Raw genomic sequence first — 21906 nt, 5'->3', positions numbered from 1 at the left:
TAATGTTTCGCACTCTTACGTTACTTTTTCTCTCTTTGATACTTAGCACTGGTGCAGTAGCTCAAAAGCAACTGCTTATTCCAATGAATGCCTCCCAAACCGACCATTTGAAGGCATACGGCATCATCTTTAATAATTTACAGGACGGTAACTCATCGAAATGGCTATTAAACTACCAAGGAGGTAGCTTTATGACGGCATATTCTGATGAGCTGATGCGAAAGTGCCGACTCAAAAACGTGAAAGCAAAGGCGATATCAGCTTCACAGGCAGCTGATATTATTGCAGATGTCCAACAGCAGGATGCTAATACTTCGGTCATTAATTTAGATAAAGCACCTAAAATTGCCGTCTATACTCCTAAGCAGGCTATGCCCTGGGATGATGCAGTCACACTGGTTCTCAACTATGCCGGGATAGAATATAACAAAGTTTGGGATCCGGAGGTACTTAATGGTGAACTCTCAAAGTACGACTGGCTGCATCTGCATCACGAGGATTTTACCGGTCAATACGGCAAGTTCTGGGGATCATCGCGCAATCAGCCGTGGTATATTAATCAAGTAAAACAAGCAAAATCACTGGCCCATGAACTAGGATATCAAAAGGTGAGCAATGAAAAGAAAGCTGTGGCAGCTAACATCAAAAAATATATTTCCAACGGCGGCTTTATGTTCTCAATGTGTTCGGGCACCGATACCTTCGATATAGCCCTTGCTGCACAAGATGTAGATATCGCTCCCCAACCCTTTGACGGCGACCCGATGGATCCAAATGCTCAGCAAAAGCTCAACTTTGATAATACCCTGGCATTCACAGACTTTACCATCAGTAAAAATCCATCGGAATATGAACACGCAAATATTGATGTACCAATACAACTTGATAAAGTGGACCGATCGCTAGACTTTTTTACGCTCTTTGAATTCTCGGCTAAGTGGGATCCGGTACCGACAATGCTTACCCAAAATCACGTAAGCAGCATTCGCGGATTCTACGGTCAGACTACTGCTTTTCAAAAGGACAAAGTTAAAGAGTCGGTTGTTATTCTGGGTGAAAGTCCGGGTCGTGATATGGTCAAATATGTCCACGGCAACTACGGGCGCGGTACTTTTACCTTTTACGCCGGTCATGATCCCGAGGACTATACACATCGCGTTAATGACCCTCCTACGGATTTAAGTCTCCATCCCAGCAGTCCCGGATATCGGCTTATCCTTAACAACATTCTCTTTCCTGCTGCAAAAAAGAAAAAACGAAAAACTTAAAAGTGATTCTCAGTTAGCAATAACAGTCTAAAATAAACAGTGAGCAAAACTCTCAATTCCTAATTTTCATCTTTAATTCAATATGGCTAAGAGCAGAACACCGACAAAAGAATTTAAAGATCTAGTTGATATAGTACAGATCCTGCGCAAAGAATGTCCATGGGATCGCAAACAAACTCACGAAAGTATTAAGGATAATCTGATTGAAGAAGCATATGAGGCCGTTGAGGCTATTGACACCGGCGATTTTAATGACCTCAAAAAAGAGCTCGGTGATGTACTACTGCACGTGGTCTTCCACAGCCGGATGGCTGATGAGTCGGACACTTTCACAATTGATGATGTTATCTATTCTATCCAGGAAAAATTGATCCGGCGACACCCGCATGTATTTGGTGATAAAGAAGCCGAAGACGAAGAACAGGTGGCAGAAAACTGGGAAAATATCAAACTTAAGGAAGGGAAAGAGTCGATTCTTGACGGTATTCCCAAGCAACTGCCTGGCCTTATTCGCGCCCAGCGGATGCAGGAAAAAGCCGCTAATGTAGGTTTTGATTGGCCTGAGTTTAACCAAGTATGGGATAAGCTGGAAGAAGAACTGCAAGAACTCCGCGATGCCCTTGAAGAAGGAGATCAAAAGCAAACCCAAAAAGAATTTGGAGACCTACTTTTTTCACTGGTTAATGCGGGACGCTTTTTTGACCTAAATGCCGAAGACAGCCTACGCCAAACTAATAGAAAATTTATTCAGCGATTCCAATTTATTGAAGAACAGCTTAATGACCAAGGGAAAAGCATTTCTGACGCTACCCTCGAAGAGATGGACGACCACTGGAATACTGCCAAAAATCACTCCAAATAATCAACAACACAACAGAACTTTTTTTAATTAAAGTAAACGCTGTTAACCTAATCTACGTTACATAGTTTCACAATCAGTGAAAGGGAAATAACTTTAAATCAAAAGCTGATTTTTTTATCGCTATAGATTATATTTAAACCCATGAATTGTTTTATCCAATCTAAATTTCGGAGTACAGAATGGCTGAGAATGTAAATACAGATATTAACTTAGATGAATATCCACATATCAACAAGGGACTCGCTGGCATTGTAGCCTTTACTACCAATAAAAGTTTTATCGACGGACAAAAGGGCGAACTAATCTATGCCGGATACGACATTGATACACTGGCTGAAAAAGCCAGCTTCGAGGAGGTATGTTTTTTACTCTGGAATGATCGGCTGCCTAACCAATCAGAACTGGATGAGCTTAATACAAAACTGCAGAATAGCCGTTCACTGCCAGAACCGGTACTTACCTACTTAAAAAGCACCTCCAAAAATGCCGAACCCATGGCTGTTCTCAGAACGGCTATTTCTATGCTTGGTGATTTTCATGAAGTACAAGCAGATAGCAGTGAGGAGTTTCGCATTAATAAAGCCATTTCCATCACTGCAAAAATGCCTACTATCATTGCCGCCTTTGATCGTAGCCGTAATGATAAAAATATTGTTGAGCCTCTTGATGAAAAAAGTACAGCTTACAACTTTTTATATATGCTCAATGATGAGGAACCCGGAGAGCAGGCTGAAAAAACCATGGATCTTTGCCTGATCTTACACGCAGAGCACGGCATGAATGCCTCTACCTTCACCAACCGCGCGATTTGCTCTACTGAATCTGATATGTATTCTTCCGTTACTGGAGCTATCGGCGCTCTCAAAGGTCCGTTACATGGCGGAGCCAATCAGCAGGTTATGAATATGCTGCTGGATATTGATGAGAAAGATGCTGACCCTGTTGAATACGTCAAAGGACGGCTGGAACGCAAAGAAAAAGTTATGGGATTTGGTCACCGGGTATATAAAACCATGGACCCACGGGCACGTATCTTGCGCAGCATGTCCAAAAAGCTTTCCGAAGAAACAGGCCATAAAGAGCTCAATAAATGGTCAGAGGCTATCTTAAGAACTATGAAAGATGAGAAGGATATTGATCCCAATGTAGATTTCTTCTCGGCTACTGTTTATTACTCCATGGGTATTAAACCTGATTTATTTACCTGTATATTCTCAATGAGTCGCGTTTCCGGATGGACGGGCCACTACATTGAACAGGCTGAAAATAACCGCCTTGTTCGTCCCCGTGCCCTGTTTATTGGTGACAAACACCGCGATTGGGTACCTCTTGAGGAACGATAATATTTTTGTTATTCATTTTTGTCCAAGCCCCGAATTATTTCGGGGCTTTTTTATATTTGGGTCATAACTTTTGATTCTAATATTACTTGCCATTGAGTATTCGTACCAAACAAGAGAATGAACTCCTTAAACTTATACATGACGCCGCTGTAACTGAGTTCGGCAAAAACCACAACTTTGAACAGCTAAAGCAGTACGAGGAGTTTCGTCGGGAAGTACCTATCTCTTCGTATAATAATATCACTGACCAGATTACCCGACTTAAGAAAGGCGCCAAAGACCTGCTCTGGCCCGGCGCTGTCAATAAATTTGCTGTCTCTGCGGGTACTTCTGGAGCCGGTAAACATCTACCCCTCACTAACAAACGGCTGGACGCAGATCAACAGTTTATGCGGAATGTGGTGCAAAGCTATCTCAAACAGCGACCCAATATTTTTAATCTCTGGGGTAAACATCTGAGCCTGCCGGGCAATAATGAACAAAAGGGAGATATGGAAATCGGAGAGATAAGCTCCTTCACTGCCCGAAAAACACCGTGGTGGCTTTCGGCGTTTCAGCTTATTTCTGTTGATGAATTAATTGGCCTCTCCTTCGACAAAAAGATTGATTATGCCGTACAAAAATCTATAAACAGTGATCTTAGGGTCATAACGGCCGCACCAAGCTGGATACTAACCATCTTTCAGCGGGTACTTGAACAAACCGGAGCTCAAGATATCCGGCAGGTCTGGCCAAACTTACAGCTGCTTGTTTGTGGAGGCGTTAAACTGGCTCACTATCACAATCAGCTGCAGCTTTTAATTGGAGATACCGACGTCGATTTTATTGAAACATACGGTGCTTCAGAGGGTTATTTTGCTTTTACCGATGATCTGCAACGCTCTGACATGAAGCTGGTCATCGACAATAACATCTTCTATGAGTTTATTCCTAATCCACTACCCGATGAAGATTCAGCCTTTATTCAAAAGGCAGTACCCCTTTGGCAAGTTGAAATCGACACGCCTTATGCTATGCTCGTTACCACCAGTGCCGGATTGTGGCGCTACCCATTGAATGATATTATCCGCTTCACTCAAACAAATCCTCCACGTATTCAGGTAATGGGCCGAGTAAGCAGCATTCTTGATGATTATGGGGAAGCGATACACGCCTATGAATTAGATCGCGCCCTGCAACAAGCCTCGTCTCATCTCAATATCGAGGCAGGTACTTTTACTGTAGGTTCATTGTTAGTTGATGCACAGTCAATCCCTAAACACCAATGGTTTGTACAGGTAAAGGGCAACAACGCTTCGAAGAGACTGACACAATTGGCTAAACACATTGATAAGAAGCTACAATCGATGAATCGGCACTATGCCATCCGCAGAGAAAGTGATGCACTAGATATGCCGGAAGTGCATCAAATATCTCAACAGCAGATCAATCAGTGGCTAAAGCAAAACGGCAAGCTCAATGCTCAGGGAAAATTGCCATCTATCCTAGATAATAAAGAAGACATCAATTTCTTTCAAGAAATTGTATCTAGTAAGGATATGCTTTAAAAAATTTCAACCGCGAACGATTAAAAGAGTGTGGTAAAAAATCAAAGTATCATATCCCAAAATCCCCAGCTAAAAAATCCTATGTAGGTTAATACTAACAGTGCACCCGCCCACCGTGGAATAGATTTGCGAATCATCAGTGAAGTAATAAACAATACCGCAGCTAAACTTATGGGCAGGTAAAAGTTAAACACTTCTGCACTAATGGGGATGGGATTGACAAGAGCAATGATCCCGGTATTGAAAAGAAAAAAAGCCAGTACTGATCCTACTACATTGCCCACTGTTATATCGGGACGTCCCTTTAAAGCTGCCGGCAGCTCGCGGGCCAGTTCTTCTATACTTACTAACAGGGCCAAAATCGTAATCCCAAACACCGTATCCGAAATCCCCAGACCTGCCATTATTTCCTTAGATGAGGATATAATCATCTCACTGCCAATCAGGATGGCGACCAGCGATACAACCAATAGTGCCAGTGCCTGCCAACGGCTAAATCCCCTACCCTCTTCCAGCTCCTCAGCTACTTCTCCTGCTGCCCTGATATCTAATCCTCTTTTACTGAGATCAATCAGATACCAAACAATACCACCGTAGGCCGCCAGCAATAGTGCACCGTCGATGCGTGATACCATTCCATCAAAGCTGAGAATCCCGAATAAAATGACCGCCCCTACTTGTACAATGGGAATCTGCGCAGGAACTTCATCAAATTTTAGCGGCACAATAATAGCTGTAATACCCAGCGCCAGTGCAATAGCAACCATTGCAGAACCGATAATAGTACCAATCGCAATACCGGTAACATCATGGTATGATGCCACAGCACCCAGACCCAAATTCTCGGGATCAAACCCAATAAATATCACGCTGATGAGAAAAGCGGATATACCAAACCCCATAGAAGTGCCAACTGTTGATTCAACCAGCTTTTCGGAAAAATAAACTACAAGCAGCAACCCGATGAATAAAATTAATATGGAATACACCATGGGCAAAAAATTGTTACAGTTTATTTTCTTGAAAAAAGCAATTCTGCATTAAAGAGGAAAATAAAGTACCCTCTAACACTTGAACAAGGCTCTAATTTTGGGAGATTCAGAATGACATTGTTTAATGATTATTTATTTAACCACAAGATTTACAATGCGTTCGGGTACAAAGATTTCTTTTACCAACTCCCCTTTTTCCAGATACTTTTGTACGTTTTCTTCGGATTTGGCCTCGGCAAGAACATGCTCCTTATCAGTAGCTTTGTCCCGCGGGACATGAATTTCTCCTCGCACTTTACCATTCACTTGTATGGGATACAACTGAGTGTCAGAAATCAAAAATTCTTCGTTAAACTCCGGCCAATCGGCATAGGCAATACTATCATCATGACCCAGCCTTTGCCAAAGTTCTTCCGCAATATGCGGAGCAAAAGGCGACAGCAATTTCACAAAGTCGTTGAGAACTACTTTGGGATGTTCCTCCCATTTGTTTGCTTCATTCACGAAAATCATCATAGCCGAAATGGCAGTGTTAAAATCGAGCCCTTCTACATCATTCGTCACCTTTTTGATGCACTCATGCAGTGTTTTTAACTGCTCGCTGGTTGGCTCCGCCTCAGTCACAGAATTATTAAGTTCACCACTTTCTTTATCTACAATAAGCCGCCAAACACGTCCTAAAAAGCGATATACGCCATCTACATCATCAGTACTCCACGGTTTCACCTGTTCTAAGGGTCCCATAAACATTTCGTACAAGCGCATGGAATCAGCGCCATACTCATCAATAATATCATCCGGATTTACGACATTTCCACGCGACTTAGACATCTTATGTGCCTTGGCATCCACGCGAATATCGGTACCCTGTAACACAAAATAATCATCCTGCTTTTCTACCTGATCCTTAGACAGTTTCTGCCGGCTCAAACCATCAGTATCATCAACTTTGTCTGATGAAATCCATTCCCCGTCTTTTTTATAGCCGGTATATTCCATCTCACCTAAGATCATGCCTTGGTGTACCAGTCGCTGGAAGGGCTCTTTCGTAGAAACTACGCCACAATCGTACAACACCTTATGCCAAAATCGTGCATATAACAGGTGCAACACGCTGTGCTCGGCCCCGCCTACGTACATATCCACCGGCATCCAGTAATCATCTTCTTCGGGATCCACGGGTCCATTCTCAAAATTAGGACTACAATAACGCAGGTAATACCAGCACGAGCCCGCCCACTGCGGCATAGTATTGGTTTCACGACGAGCTTCCTTTCCTGTTTCAGGATCAGTCGTCTTCACCCAATCAGTTGCTTTAGCTAATGGCGGACTTCCATCATCAGTGGGTTCAAAATCATCCATTTCAGGTAGTGTGAGCGGTAAATCATCTTCGCTCAGTGGCTTGGGTTCACCATCCACATGAATAATCGGGAACGGTTCGCCCCAATACCGCTGACGAGAAAACAACCAGTCCCGGAGCTTGTAATTAACCGCTTCCTTACCGGCATCATGTTCTTCCAGCCAATCGATAATAGTTTCTTTGGCTTCTTCTATATTCAATTCATTCAAAAAATCACTGTTTATCACCTGCCCTTCGCCGGTATAGGCCTTGCCCTCAAAATCTTCGGGTGGCTGCACCGTACGGATAATATCCAGGTCAAACTTTTCGGCAAACTCCCAGTCGCGCTCGTCCTGCCCCGGCACTGCCATAATCGCCCCCGTACCGTAGGTTGCCAACACATAATCCGCAACCCAAATGGGAATTTCTTTGCCATTCACCGGATTAATAGCATAGGCGCCGGTAAATACCCCACTCTTTTCATCACTGAGTTCAGTACGCTCGAGATCAGACTTTCGTGCTGCTTCTTCCTGATACTCCTCTACGGCTTCTTTCTGATCTTCAGTTGTGATGGTATCCACAAGATCGTGCTCGGGCGCCAGCACCATATAGGTAGCTCCGAAAATAGTATCGGGACGCGTGGTAAAAACGCGGACATCTTGGTCATAACCAGCAACCTCAAAATCGATATCAGCCCCAATGGACTTTCCAATCCAGTCTCGCTGCATTTTCTTGGTAGATTCGGGCCAATCGAGGTCCTCAAGCCCTTCGAGAAGGCGATCCGCATATTCAGTAATCTTCAATACCCACTGACGCATCGGCTTCTTGACGACAGGATGTCCTCCTACTTCGCTTTTGCCGTCGATCACTTCTTCGTTGGCCAATACGGTGCCGAGCTCGGGACACCAGTTTACGGGTACGTCATCTTCGTAGGCCAATCCTTTGTCATAGAGTTTGAGAAAGATCCATTGTGTCCATTTATAATAATCCGGATCGGTAGTATTAACTTCGCGATCCCAGTCGTAACTGAAGCCCAGCGACTGTAGCTGTTCCCGAAATCGATTAATATTTTCTTTGGTTGTCTCCCGCGGATGTGTACCCGTTTTAACGGCATAATTTTCTGCCGGCAGTCCAAAGGCGTCCCATCCGATGGGATGTAGCACATTAAACCCATTCATCCGTTTGTAGCGAGCCAGAATATCAGTAGCTGTGTATCCTTCCGGATGCCCCACATGCAGCCCCGAACCGCTGGGATACGGAAACATATCGAGGGCGTAATATTTGGGCTTGTCGTGATTTTCCGGCGTTTTAAATGTCTTATTGTTTTGCCAGTACTGCTGCCATTTTGATTCTATTTTATCGGGATTATACGAGCTCATTCAGTTACTGCTAAACTTAGTTATTGTTAACTCTGATAATAGAACACGAATGAAACTGAAAAAAACTTCACAGAAGATTTTTTCTGCGACCATCAGCTTATTCCTCATTATCTGCGTTCTATTTAAGTTGCCAAAGATAAGTAAAATTTAGGGTCGTTTGTAGGATGATTGTAATGGGATTGAAACAAATCTGAAATATAAATCACCCCCAGCAAAAAACTTATGACTGCCAGTATCGCCTATTGAGGAGAACTGAGACTAAATACTAACGATCGCAGACATTCCCATAATTATTCTTTCATCGATGCTTCCAGCTCACTAATAGAATGTAGCGTTTTAAACATAGAATCCGGAGTAACAGAAATAGTATCAATGCCGTTGGCTACCAAGAACTCGGCAAAATCGGGAAAGTCAGATGGCCCCTGACCACAGATTCCCACTTTGACGCCTGCGGCCTTTGCTTTTTCCAGTAACAATAAAATCATTCGTTTAACTGCATCATTGCGCTCATCATATATGTGTGAAACGAGCGACGAATCCCGATCGAGACCGAGTGTAAGCTGCGTAAGATCATTGGATCCTATCGAAAATCCGTCAATGTATTTGGCAAATTGATCAGCCAACATAATATTTGAGGGCGTTTCGGCCATCAGATACACTTCCAACCCATTCTCGCCACGTTTAAGACCAAACTCTTCCATAGTTGCCAGTACCTTCTGTAGCTCTTCGACTGTACGACAAAATGGGATCATCACAGTAACGTTCGTCAGCCCATACACATCGCGTACACGCTTAATAGCTTCGCACTCAAGACCAAAGGCCTCTTTGTATTTATCCGAGTAGTAGCGCGAAGCACCCCGCCAACCTATCATAGGGTTTTCTTCTTCCGGCTCGTAGTATTTTCCGCCGACGAGATTTCTATATTCATTGGATTTAAAATCTGAAAAGCGCACAATTACCCGGTTGGGATAAAAAGCTGCACCAATATGGGCAATACCATACGATAGTTTTTTAATAAAGAAATCAGCTTCATCATCATAAGCATAGGTAATCTCATTAATCTGCTCCGTCAGCTCTTCGTCGCCAATTTCTCGGTGATGCAACAGGGCCAGCGGGTGCGCGTGAATATAATTATTGATGATAAACTCTTCGCGTGCCAATCCTACACCAGAATTAGGCACCTTGCTAAATTTAAAGGCCATATCTGGGGAAGCTACATTCAGCATGATGGGCGTCTCTGTTTGAGGCAACTGTGAAATCTGATGGTCAACTTCCTCATATTGTACGAGTCCCTCATAAATTTTACCGGTACTCCCCTCTGCACATGAAACAGTAACTTCTTGCTCGTCACTAAGAATATGTGTAGCCTGTTCGGAGCCCACAATGGCGGGAATGCCCAGTTCACGTGCCACAATAGCAGCGTGGCAAGTGCGTCCTCCCTTGTTAGTGATAATAGCTGATGCTTTTTTCATTAGTGGCTCCCAGTCGGGATCCGTCATCTCGGTAACAAGTACTTGTCCTTCTTCAAAATCAGCTTCATCAGCAGAGCCGTCGCGTCCGTCCAGGGTGTGGATCAGATTAACCTTACCCAGCCCAATACGGTCTCCCACGGCAATACCTTCGAAGATAAGACGCTCGTGGCGATTGTCATCCGCTATATTAAATTCTTTTAGGGTATCTGGACTTTGATTCGCGTGAACGGTCTCTGGCCTAGCCTGAACAATGAACAATTCTTCCGAAAGACCATCATAAGCCCATTCCACATCTACAGGAGTCCAGCGACCATTTCGCTCAGAATAGTACTCCTCTATTTCGACTACCCAACGGGCAAGCTGCAGGGCTTGCTCATCCGTCAGACAAAATGATTTTTGCTGTGATTCTTCAAGGCTCAGTTTCTTCGTAAGCTCATTAGGTTTATGTCCATAAGCCAGCTTGTGTGTTTTGTTACCCAGCTTTTTCTCAATAATGGCATCTTTTCCTTCGGCCAAGGTAGGTTTAAACACAATAAATTCGTCGGGCGATATTTCTCCCTGCACCAACAGTTCCCCTAATCCAAATGTACCATTAATAATTACCGCATTGTCGAAGCCACTCTCAGGATCAATAGAAAAAGAAACGCCGGAGGCGCCCAGATCAGAGCGTGCCATTTTTTGGACCGCCACTGAAAGTTTGGCCTCCATGTGATTAAACCCTGCCGACTCCCGATAAGATATGGCACGATCGGTAAAGAGTGATGCAAAACATGCCTTAATAGAGTTTATGACATTATTATGTCCGCGGACATTAAGGAAAGAATCCTGCTGACCGGCAAAAGAGGCATCAGGTAAATCTTCGGTGGTAGCCGACGAACGAACTGCTACATCCGTAGCCTCCTTGCCATATTCTAGCGAAAGTTCTTCATAACGATCTTCAATCGTCTGCAACAGGTCGTCGGGGAAATTCCCGTCCATAATTATTTGCCGGATTTCAGTACCTGTTTTCCGCAACTGGACGAGATCATCCACGTTCAGATCATCAATTAATGACTGAATTCGCTCAGTGAGATCGTTGGCTTCCATGTAGCGATCATAGGCATGCACTGTAACCGCAAAACCGTCAGGCACGTTAATACCACGATCCGATAAATTTCCGATCATTTCACCGAGTGAAGCATTTTTTCCACCGACTTCTCCTACCATATCCAAACTGATCTCTGAGAGATCCAGAATCATTTTCTGTTGAGTCATGACAAAAAAATCTAGCTTAAATTATTGTGTCTTCTATCTTAGAATTGCCAAAGATGAATAGCATCAGCCTCGACTTTCCAGAAGTCTCAAATATGCGATAATAGCATATTTTTAACAATCACATTATTAACTTCTAATCTTTTAACCACGCCAGAGTATCAACGCTGTCCGGTTGCCAATGGATGGGCGGCTGCTGAGCATTAGCAAGTAATTCTGTACGCTCTTGCCAGTCCGGAATTTTATTATCAGATTGTGTCACATAAATACTTTGTAACTGCTGACCATACATCTCGGCCAAATCAGCCACGGTCTGCTCGTCACCCTGCACCCAGTAGCACACAAAGTCCTGATCCAGTTCCAGCCCATCCTCTTGCACTAAAAAATAGTCAAACCAGCACTGCGTCCGTCCCACCGCTTCGTTATAGGCATACTGCTGCCTCAATTTTGGCGAAGGCTCTAGATGCTGCGGATTTTCTTGCCAAAATGAGCGGGCGAAATCGACCAGATCAGACTTCATCTCATCCAATCCATAAGGAGAAACTACAATAGCTGCAGAACGACATCCCTTACCTCCATATCTTAATATTGCTTCTGCCAGATCCTGCATTGTCTGATCATCTTTTTGATCCAGATAGGCTATCGAAAAATGAGCCGTACGGATAAGATACCGCCCATCCTGTTTGGCAAGATTATATTCTTCAATGGCCTTTTTAACACTCGGCACTGATGATTCTGACCCTGCAAATAAGATCGCATCGTGACGCATACCCTCAAAATCATCAAGGCGGTGGGTCCACTGCACATCCATATCCGTCCACAACTCTGTCTTCTTTACCTCATTTAAAAAGGTAGGCAACAAATATGGATCTTTCTTCGAAATTTTTCCCGTATATCGCGCACCGCTCAGGAGCGTTGCAAAAGCATCCTGAAACCCCACAAGCGGCAGGTTACCCGCATGCAAACATAATACATTTTGTCCGGATGCATCTGTCCCATCATTGATCTCCGCCCGTTCACACCACTCCTCTATCCTGCTTTTTGTGATACCTTCCTTAATTGCTCGAATAGCATATTGCGTATCCTCAAAACTGAAGTATCCTTCTCGTACCGTGCGATCGATGGCATCCATCAGATAATGATTATCACCATTAAGCCAGTTTTCTGTGGCCTTCAGCAGCGTATTTATTCGTAATTTAAGCTCCTCCATCAACTAATCTTTTCGCTTTAAACTCTACGGATTTTCTTAATCCTCGTAAATTAAAAAGTTACAACCCCGTAAGTCTTTGGGATTCCACCGTCCCATCACTTTGAATCGTCCCTTTCTATCCCTCAACCCTTTATCACCCGTCAATAAGAACGGGCAGCTATATACATTGGCCAAGTCAATAATTCCGATAAGTCCCTCTTTATGTGGGGGCAGCACTTCGGCAGGATTTTCGGGATTTCGGATCTGCACCTGCATCCAGGGTACGGTGTGAAACCATTGCCCGCCGGTAGTGTATGCCTGACTAAGCAGCTCGGCCATTCCATATTCCGAGTGGATACGGCTATCATCTAACCCAAATCCTTCTGACAGTTTCTGATGCATCTGCTTTCTGGATATTTCGCGCCGGTGTGTTTTCATACCCCCGGTCTCAATAACAATACTGTTAGACGGCAGCGTGACTTTGTTGGTTTCTAACAGATCAAGCAGTCCAAAAGCAGCTCCAAAGAGAATCAGTTGCCTGCCACTTTCCCTCACCTTTTCAACAGCATCTTTATCCAGTGGCTCATCCAGCGGCAAAAAACAACTGAGCCCGCTGTCATCCTCATTTATAAGCTGCTGAATCATATAAATCAATGAAGAGTGCGAATTATCAGCATAACCGGGCGTATAGCCCCAAATGACAGTATTATCTAAGCCATAAAATTGCTTAAATCCCTCTAGGAGCGATTGCTTATATAGCTCTTCATCAACCACTTTGTGTACACTACGCTGCATACCAGAAGTACCACTACTTTTGAAAGTCAGGTCAGCTTCTTGATCGGGCTGCGTAGTAACGATGGTATCTTTAAAAGCCTTAATGGGTAAAAGCGGTATCTTTGTGATGTCATTCTGAGATATTGAGTTAAAATCAGCACAATATTCAGGATGACATAAATCTTTATCCGGAAATTGACCTAATGCCTCATAATATCGCTGATAAACCGGATTATACTCGAGCTGGTATTTAAAGAGCCGGTAGACTTTTTCTTCGAAAACAATATCATCAGAAAATATAAAATTGGACCAATTTGTCATTGTTTCGCTAACCATAAGAACACTGATAAAGCTGATTCCTACGAATATACGGGGAACGCTCCATTGGTGTTAATTCGTAACTGAATATGCTGTGTTCTACTTTTATTCTAATCCTACGCGTTCAAAAATCTGCTCGACGTTTCTCGTATGGTGATCCAGATCAAAGGCTTCATCAATATTTTCTTTAGTCAAGTATTCCTGTACCGTTTCGTCTGCTTCAACAAGGTCACGGAACATTTTCTTTTCATTCCAGGACTGCATAGCCAACGGTTGGACAGTATCATATGCTTTTTCACGGGACATCCCTCCTTCGTCAATAAGCATGTGCAGTAACCTTTGTGAAAAGGTGAGTCCATATGTTTTAAAAATATTCTCTTCCATATTATCCTCGTAGATCGTCAGCTTTTCGACAACTCCCGAAAAGCGATTCAGCATATAATCTAACAAGATAGTAGCATCTGGCAGGATCACCCGTTCTACCGATGAATGCGAAATATCGCGTTCATGCCATAGCGGAATATTTTCGTAAGCCGACATCATGTAGCCACGTAACAACCGCGAGCAGCCCGAAATATTTTCCGAGCTTACCGGATTTCGCTTATGCGGCATCGAGGAGGATCCTTTTTGTCCCTCACGGAAAAATTCCTCTGCTTCGCGAACCTCGCTACGCTGCAAGTGTCGAATTTCAACGGCCATTTTTTCCATCGTGGAGCCTATCAGCGCCAACGTGGAAAGGTAATCAGCATGGCGGTCGCGCTGGAGAGTTTGCGTAGATATAGGCGCAGGTGTTAGTCCCAGCTCTTCACAAACGGAGGACTCTACTTCCGGTGGTATATTGGCAAAGGTTCCAACCGAACCACTCATTTTGCCAAACTCAACAGCGTCAGCCGCTTTCTCAAAACGTTCTTGATTACGCTTCATCTCAGCATACCATAGCGCACACTTTAGTCCAAAAGTAGTAGGCTCGGCATGCACACCGTGAGTACGTCCCATCATCACTGTAAACTTGTGCTTCTTTGCTTTTTCAGCCAAGACGTCTATAATATGCTGGATTTCTTTTCGCAGAATTTTATTGGCCTGCTTCAGACGATAGCCGTTGGCTGTATCCACTACATCAGTAGAGGTTAATCCATAATGTACCCACTTCTTTTCTTCACCGAGCGACTCCGAAACTGAACGTGTAAAGGCTACAACATCGTGACGTGTCTGCTTTTCAATCTCTTTGATACGATCAACATCGAAATTAGCCTTCTTGTATAATTTTTCGACATCTTCTTTAGGAATTTTACCCAGTTTACTCCAGGCATTGCAGGCGGCCAGTTCTACCTCAAGCCAAGCCTGAAATTGATTCTCCAGTGACCAAATATCGGCCATCTCTTTGCGGGAATATCGCTCAATCATGAAATAATTTTTATAATTTTATTAAATGGAAGATTTGCCCAAAGATATTGCATATTTCTGTAAAAGTAAGAAGTAAATGAGTGAAAATGTTCTGATTTTATTGCTCGCCCCCTCACTTCATCAAATTACTGTCTCGGAATTTTAATCCAGCTACCGGCCTCAATGGTCTCATCCAGCTGTACTTGATTAAGAATGGCCACATCTTCTGCAGTAATATCCATCGGAAAATTTGAAGGTAAAAAAGACGAAAATGGAGCTGAACGGTCAGTCTTTCGTACTTCTAAGCGTGTCGGTTTGATATCAAGAATTTGCTGGTCGTTAAGCTCAGCAAAAGAATTACTAGTCTGGCGAAAGTACCTGCTATAGTTCGAAAATTTATCCGCCACACTATACGAGGTAAACTGATAAATATCGCTATTATACGACACAGCATACAAATAAAATTTATACTGGGTACTGTCTTTAGTCATGGCGGTAGCTGTTGCTTCAAATCCATTGAGTCCGTTATGCCGCACTTCGTTCTGTGACTGCATACGAAACTCCTCTTGGTTAATAACATTGGATACCGATGCCTTGGGTGTACTGCTTTTGTCGTCGATTTTCATCACCGTTACAGCATCTTGCTGTTCATTAAAAACAGCTACTTGCGAAGGCTGATTTTGTACCTTCCAGTTGGACGGAACACTAAACTGAAAAGCAAGATCGGGATGATAAAACATGTTATCATCAGAAAATCCGTTACGCGGATTATTCCCATAAATCATCCCATCAATGGTATTCATAAATTCATCAGTGTTCTCAATATTTTGCTTATATCCTTTCTCACGCCATTCCCGGGCAAGATCAGGGATGGTATTTGCTCGTTCAGCAGGATCGGGGTGCGAAGATTGCCAGTCGGGAATACTTTGTCCCGATTGTGCAGAAATACGTTTTAGCGCACTAAAAAATCCCGCCCCATTGGCTGCTTCATAATTTTTCATCGCGGCGTATTCAACCCCTAGTTGATCCGATTCGCGTTCGTCATCGCGACTGTAGCTAAGAAATAAAAACTGTGCTGCTTGACTTCCTAATCCCAAAATATTTTTGGCGGGTACATCCAACAATTCCTGTCCTGCTACCGCTCCGCCAATGAGTGCGATTTGTCCCACTTGCTGCTCTAGGGCACGCTGTGAGGAATGCCGCGCTGCAACGTGACCAATTTCGTGTCCCAGTACTACCGCCAGTTGTGCTTCATTTTCAAGATGAGCCAGCATTCCTCTCGTCACATATACATAACCGCCCGGCAGTGCAAAAGCATTCGTGATGGGGCTATTTAGTACCCGAAAAGTAAATTCAGTTTGCCGGTACTTTTCAGACGTATTTTCGCGGCGCATATGGCTAACAGAAAGTAACTCCTGACCGATGTCATTAACATAGTGTGATATCTTCTCATCCCCATAAACCCCATACTGCTGCTGGATTTGCTTGTCAGACTGTTCCCCAATTTTGAGTTCCTTCTCCCAACTGTATCCATATGCTCGTTTATTACCCGTAATGGGACTCCTCTGTACGGCGCAAGAACTGATAAAAAGTCCGACTACGACTAAAAGTATAATATTTCGCAAATGAGTAGTTTTCATAGTAGCGTATTTTGTTAGGATATCAGGCAAAAGATAATTAAATGTAATAAAAACGAAGAAGTTTCATCCTATTCCTTTCTTCCAAATCTTTGCAAATATCACTTCTATACTTCTTTATTAATTGATCTGATGCTTCCAGTGCTGATAAATCATCAGCATTGCCAGCGTGTCTAGCTCACAATATTTAAGCAGAGCCTCACGCATGCTTTGTTCCTCCGGTGGCGCCAGCTCACGCGAAATAAGTTTCCCAAATACTACCATTGCTTCGGCACCGCGGCGAATGGGCCAATCTCCGGCTTCACTCAGTAATGAATAAGGGTTTCGGATATTGCCAGTATCATCATCCTGCCACCAAATAAACTGGTCAAAATTGGAGCTGCTATATGGTTGAGAATATTGCTCTTTGAGAAACGAGCTGTAGCTCATCACCGACTGCAATACATCTTTGATACTCAGCGAGCTCCCCATTTCGCAATTGTAGTAAAATTGCTTGACCTGCCGGCTCAGATCAGCGATATACGGCGGATCATGATGCAATGAATCATTGCGATGGATAATCCCTTCAATCCACTGGATAAGATTCTCAGCATCTGTAATTGTAGTACTTTCATGCATCAGCTCACGGCGAATAGCTTTAAGAGCATGCCGTTCAAAATTTGAATATTGTATAATTGTTCCTGCATTAATTCCAGGTACTTCCATAAGCTGACGGATAAGCTCATAATTTGCATACTCACTTTGCAGGTTATCTATCCACTGATGGTGCTTCCATGATCCATCCTTATACAACGTATGACATGAAAATTGAAACAACAGTAAATCGTAAGGAGAGCGCCCCGAACGAATTGGCACAGCATAATTACCCGCCTCAAAATCCAAAAAATGCAGTGGATATTGCCACCCGTTTACCTCCTCAATAAGCTGTGGGCGTATAATTTCTCCGGGAACGCTATTCCCTTTTGCTTTATGTATCTGTAGTGACTGACGCATGGCATGACTGATACGACCATTTTCCCCGGTAATATCTTTAACACTCATAACTTCATGCGGCGGAATTTGCTGCTGTTTGTAATGTCCTTTGGCGATCCATTGTTTAGTACCCGAACCGATGAGATCAAACACGTGCTGTTCGGAAGGACTTTCGAGCCCAGCTTTCGCAACCCAGCATTCATCAAACCCACTTTTCGTCTTCTCATTAATACGACTTTGGTCAATCCTGAACTCACAATCTTTGCACTTCATCCCGATATCAAAAGAGGATTTTTCGCCTCCCAAATACTGATCGCGCAAAAAATAGAGGGTCTCCTTAAATGTTGGGCGGGGCAAAACCTCATCCGCAAAAGAAGCATCATGCCATACCCTATCAATCAGTGCCGTTACATCTTGCTTGGCAACAAGCTCTTGATTAGCAGGTAAAATGTCCGCTGTGTTGTTATTATCATCGGAATGCCAAAGTTTTCCGGGAAGATAATTTTCTTTCGCAAGACCTTGCTTTTCGGGCAGCACCAATATAGTCCGTAACTGCATATCCGGCCACCATTGCTGAACCAAATACGCTTGATAAGCAAAATCGAGTAGATAATCCTGCCATTTCCCTCTTATTTTTCCTTCCTGATTTGTCAGACTATAATGCTGTGAATCGAAAACTTTGGTTTGCAGGTGAAATAAGATAAGTTCATTATCTTTTCGTTGGACAATGGGAAGGCGTGCCATCATTTTTTCGTAGGCAAACACCGCATCAAATATTGTCCTATTCCCTTCCTCCAACAGTTTGTTCGTTTGACTATTTGCTGCTGAAACAGAATCCTCTTTCACAAATACTCCTTGAGGAAAGACCGACCGTACCAACGCTTTTAACAATCGTTTGTTGAAAACAGCATGTCTAATAAACGGAACAGCCCCTTGATTTTGAGGATATTGACGAGCGTAGTAAAATAATTTTTGTGGGCATTCAATACCGGCTCCAAACAGGTGTTTTGTCAAATACGTAGCCTGCTTAGAAGTCTGACTCATATTCAGTTAATAATATTCACTTCTGGGACCAGCGCAATGCCAAAAAGATCCTCTACCGATTGTTGAATATCATCGGCAAGCTGCAGAATTTCATCTCCCGTTGCTCCACCGTGATTGACAATGACCAGCGCCTGCTGCTTATAAGTTCCGGTATTGCCTACTACCTTTCCTTTCCAGCCTGCTTCTTCAATCAGCCAGCCCGCCGGAACTTTTACTTTCCCATCCTCCATTGGATAGCCCGGTGCATCCGGATATTGTTCGGTAATTTTCTGATAACGAGCCTCATCTACAATAGGATTTTTGAAAAAACTGCCTGCATTACCTAATGTATTAGGATCCGGCAGCTTACTATTTCGAATATCAATAATAATGTCACTAATATCCTCAATAGTAGGATCGGTAATACCTCGATCTTTCAATTCAGATTGAATAGATCCATACGAAGTATTAAGCTCAGGGTCTTTGGAAAGTTTAAGCACAACTTGCGTTACAATAACAATGCCTTTTAGCTCTCCCTTGAATATGCTGTCACGATATCCAAATTCACAAAATTCCCTTTCATACCTGCGGGTAGCGCGGCCTTCAATATCCATACCTTCTAACCACTCAAATACTTCCGCCAGTTCTACCCCGTAAGCTCCAATATTTTGGATGGGTGCGGCTCCTACTGTTCCGGGAATAAGTGATAAATTTTCTATGCCTCCCCACCCTTTATCAATACAGTAGCGAACAGTCTGATGCCAGTTTTCCCCGGCTCCCACTTTTAGCCAAACATGCTCCTCCGTTTCGTCAATAACCTCTCGTCCTTTTATATCGATATGTAATACCAAGCCGTCATAATCATCCGCAAACAGGATATTACTGCCCCCTCCTATGATGCGAATACTCAATCCAAATGAACCTGGATGATTCAATATCTTTTTTAGCTGATCGGTATTTTCAATGGAAGCAAAATAACGTGCCCGTGCGGAAATATTTAAAGTGTTAAAAGGCTTTAAGTTTACATCCGTTTCGACTAATGATTCAAAAGAGTTGCTCATTTAAAATTAAGTACTATACTTAGATTAATCTTTTTCTGGTGATCGTTCGGGACGATCTTGTACCTTAACCCGAACTTTTTTGACGCGATTATTTTCTACTGAATGGATGGTGCACTCTAAATTCTGATAATTAATACGTTCTCCCACATTAGGCAATCGTTCGGTAAGATGATATAAAAGTCCGCCCAAAGTTTCATATTCATCATCTTCAGAGGTTAACGAACAATCCAACACCTCTTCCATATCATCAAGATCGATGGCTGCTTCAAAAATATAGACTCCACTTTTAAAACGCGTATAAAGCTTATCATCGCCTTCATCATATTCATCCGAAATATCACCTACAATCTCTTCGAGAATATCGTCAAGCGTGACGAGCCCTTCCGTGCCTCCATATTCATCCACAACAATGGCAATATGTGTTCGCTCCTGCTGGAAGTCGCGAAGCAGATCATCAAGCTTTTTAGTAGCGGGTACAAACAATGCCTTCCGGGCAATATTTCGCCAGTTGATAGTAGTACGCTCAATATCAGAATTAATATACGGCAGCACATCCTTTGAATGGATAACCCCCAATATATTGTCGAGATTATCCTCGTAAATAGGCATCCGCGAAAGTCCTTCGCCACGAATCAATTCTAATACTTCATCTAACGAACTACCGGTTGGAATAGCAGCAATATCAACCCTGGAGGTCATAATTTCGCGGGCAATAGTACTACCAAATTCAATTACATTCTCAATAATTTCGCGCTCCTCATTTTTGATTGGCTCTGCTGATTCGCTTACCTCTGCCATAGTTATCAGCTCTTCGGTCGTCATTTCACTGTCCGTTGTTGACAGTCGATCCTCCAGGTTTAGCCTACTAGTAGTAAGAATCATTGCCAGAGGTTTACATATCACAAAGAAGGGATAAATAAAAAGACTGTTCCGCTGAGCAGTAGTCAGCGGATTTTCTATGGCGCTTAATTTGGGCGTAATCTCACTTAAAACAAGAAGCACAAGAACAACCACCAAAACTTCGATGATATATACAGGAATAGCAGGCAACGCAAACACGGCAATTAATTCACCGGTAAGTACTGCAGCAAGAATAGCAGAAAATATATTTGCTGTTGTATTCCCAATCTGTAAAGTAGCTAACAGTCGATTGGGATACTTGAGCATCCGTTCCAAAAGGCGGTGTGATGTTTGGGCTGAGTTCCCTTCGGACAAAAGTTCATTGTGATTAATAAGAGTTAGAAATGCGATCTCTGAGCTGGAAAAAAGAGCAGAGAACGAAATTCCCAAAACCATACAAGCTGTTAATACAGCAAACACAATAGTACTAAACGAAGAAATAGCCAAGAGAACAATTTCCTTTTGGAACAATAAATCAACTAAAAGAAATAAACAGCCTGGATCGTCCAATGAGGTAATATTAAACTAGTTTTTCTTAAAACTATACACTTATTGGATATGATGATAGAATATATAAAGCGGTAAAGCCAAAACCTTACCGCTTTAGATATCTCATATGCAGATTAGAACGGAAGATCATCATCCATATCGTCAATATCATCTAGATCTGCACTGCTCGAAACCGGCTGAGAACTTTCAGGCTTATTAGGCACATTAGCTTCTCCGCCTCCGTCGCCTTTGCTGTCAAGCATAGTCATCGTTAGAGCTTTAATTTCAGTGGTATAGCGTGTTTGACCTTCTTTGTCTTCCCACTTACGTGTTTGGATAGGACCCTCGATATACACCTGCGACCCTTTCTTGAGATATTCTTGGCAAACTTCAGCTGTTCGTCCCCACGCTACTACGCGGTGCCATTCGGTGCGTTCTTTCCATTCACCTTGTTTATCTTTATATCGCTCAGATGTGGCAATTGACATGTTCGCTACGGCCGTATTGGATTGCGTGTAACGCACATCCGGATCTTGTCCCAATCGACCAATAATCATCGCTTTGTTTAATGAACTCATAATGTTTTCCTTATTTATTTTATCGTTTCATTCTAAAGGTAAGATATATTTTGGAGGAAATCCTTACAGAAAAATTTTTAGATTAGCCCATTACCTATATAAATAGGTAAAAAAAATATAGGTATTATC

The 21906-nt window shown here is 43.0% G+C and carries 15 protein-coding genes; 4 read left to right on the top strand and 11 right to left on the bottom strand.

Features of this window, described 5'->3' with window-relative positions; genetic code table 11:
- Nucleotides 1-2 precede the first annotated feature (2 nt).
- From LX73_RS01345 to LX73_RS01330, 4 genes are all read left to right on the top strand, one after another.
- Nucleotides 3-1268, top strand: coding sequence for an asparagine synthetase B (locus LX73_RS01345; protein ID WP_148897666.1), 1266 nt, complete (start codon nt 3-5; stop codon nt 1266-1268).
- Nucleotides 1269-1350: 82 nt separating this feature from the next.
- Nucleotides 1351-2130: a nucleoside triphosphate pyrophosphohydrolase gene (mazG, locus tag LX73_RS01340; RefSeq protein WP_148897665.1), complete on the top strand. Its 780-nt coding sequence runs from the start codon at nt 1351-1353 to the stop codon at nt 2128-2130.
- A 179-nt stretch (nt 2131-2309) separates the two neighbouring features.
- Nucleotides 2310-3473, top strand: a complete 1164-nt coding sequence (locus LX73_RS01335) for a citrate/2-methylcitrate synthase (RefSeq protein WP_148897664.1) — start codon at nt 2310-2312, stop codon at nt 3471-3473.
- Between the two features lie 92 nt (nt 3474-3565).
- Nucleotides 3566-5020, top strand: coding sequence for a GH3 family acyl-acid amido synthetase (locus tag LX73_RS01330; protein ID WP_170245548.1), 1455 nt, complete (start codon nt 3566-3568; stop codon nt 5018-5020).
- A 41-nt stretch (nt 5021-5061) separates the two neighbouring features.
- On the opposite strand, the gene LX73_RS01325 is transcribed toward LX73_RS01330, so the two are convergent.
- The 11 genes from LX73_RS01325 to LX73_RS01275 form a co-directional block, all read right to left on the bottom strand.
- Nucleotides 5062-6012, bottom strand: coding sequence for a sodium:calcium antiporter (locus LX73_RS01325; protein ID WP_148897662.1), 951 nt, complete (start codon nt 6010-6012; stop codon nt 5062-5064).
- A gap of 132 nt (nt 6013-6144) precedes the next feature.
- The gene (gene leuS / locus LX73_RS01320) at nt 6145-8730 is read right to left on the bottom strand and encodes a leucine--tRNA ligase (RefSeq protein WP_148897661.1); all 2586 of its coding nucleotides are present in this window, start codon (nt 8728-8730) and stop codon (nt 6145-6147) included.
- A gap of 290 nt (nt 8731-9020) precedes the next feature.
- The gene (gene ppsA, locus LX73_RS01315; RefSeq protein WP_148897660.1) at nt 9021-11456 is read right to left on the bottom strand and encodes a phosphoenolpyruvate synthase; all 2436 of its coding nucleotides are present in this window, start codon (nt 11454-11456) and stop codon (nt 9021-9023) included.
- A 133-nt stretch (nt 11457-11589) separates the two neighbouring features.
- Nucleotides 11590-12663 (bottom strand): acyl-CoA reductase, encoded by a 1074-nt coding sequence (locus tag LX73_RS01310; RefSeq protein WP_148897659.1) that lies wholly within the window; start codon nt 12661-12663, stop codon nt 11590-11592.
- Nucleotides 12664-12699: 36 nt separating this feature from the next.
- Nucleotides 12700-13752 carry a LuxE/PaaK family acyltransferase gene (locus LX73_RS01305; protein WP_246138143.1) on the bottom strand — a complete coding sequence of 351 codons (1053 nt, stop codon included), beginning with the start codon at nt 13750-13752 and terminating at the stop codon, nt 12700-12702.
- 87 nt (nt 13753-13839) lie between these two features.
- A complete protein-coding gene (gene purB / locus LX73_RS01300; protein WP_148897658.1) occupies nt 13840-15138 on the bottom strand; it encodes an adenylosuccinate lyase in 1299 nt (432 codons plus the stop codon).
- A 125-nt stretch (nt 15139-15263) separates the two neighbouring features.
- Complete coding sequence (locus LX73_RS01295; RefSeq protein WP_246138142.1) at nt 15264-16757, bottom strand: M48 family metalloprotease; 1494 nt, start codon at nt 16755-16757, stop codon at nt 15264-15266.
- A gap of 117 nt (nt 16758-16874) precedes the next feature.
- Nucleotides 16875-18770 carry a DUF2779 domain-containing protein gene (locus LX73_RS01290; protein WP_148897657.1) on the bottom strand — a complete coding sequence of 632 codons (1896 nt, stop codon included), beginning with the start codon at nt 18768-18770 and terminating at the stop codon, nt 16875-16877.
- 2 nt (nt 18771-18772) lie between these two features.
- The gene (gene murB / locus LX73_RS01285; protein ID WP_148897656.1) at nt 18773-19810 is read right to left on the bottom strand and encodes a UDP-N-acetylmuramate dehydrogenase; all 1038 of its coding nucleotides are present in this window, start codon (nt 19808-19810) and stop codon (nt 18773-18775) included.
- Between the two features lie 24 nt (nt 19811-19834).
- Entirely contained in the window at nt 19835-21157 is a 1323-nt protein-coding gene (locus LX73_RS01280; protein ID WP_246138141.1) for a hemolysin family protein, read from the bottom strand.
- A 176-nt stretch (nt 21158-21333) separates the two neighbouring features.
- On the bottom strand, nt 21334-21777 hold the full coding sequence (locus LX73_RS01275) for a single-stranded DNA-binding protein (protein ID WP_148897655.1): 444 nt from the start codon (nt 21775-21777) through the stop codon (nt 21334-21336).
- Between the last annotated feature and the right edge of the window lie 129 nt (nt 21778-21906).

This window comes from Fodinibius salinus (genome assembly GCF_008124865.1).
Taxonomy (GTDB): domain Bacteria; phylum Bacteroidota; class Rhodothermia; order Balneolales; family Balneolaceae; genus Fodinibius; species Fodinibius salinus.
This window is presented reverse-complemented; position numbering and strand designations above follow the sequence as displayed.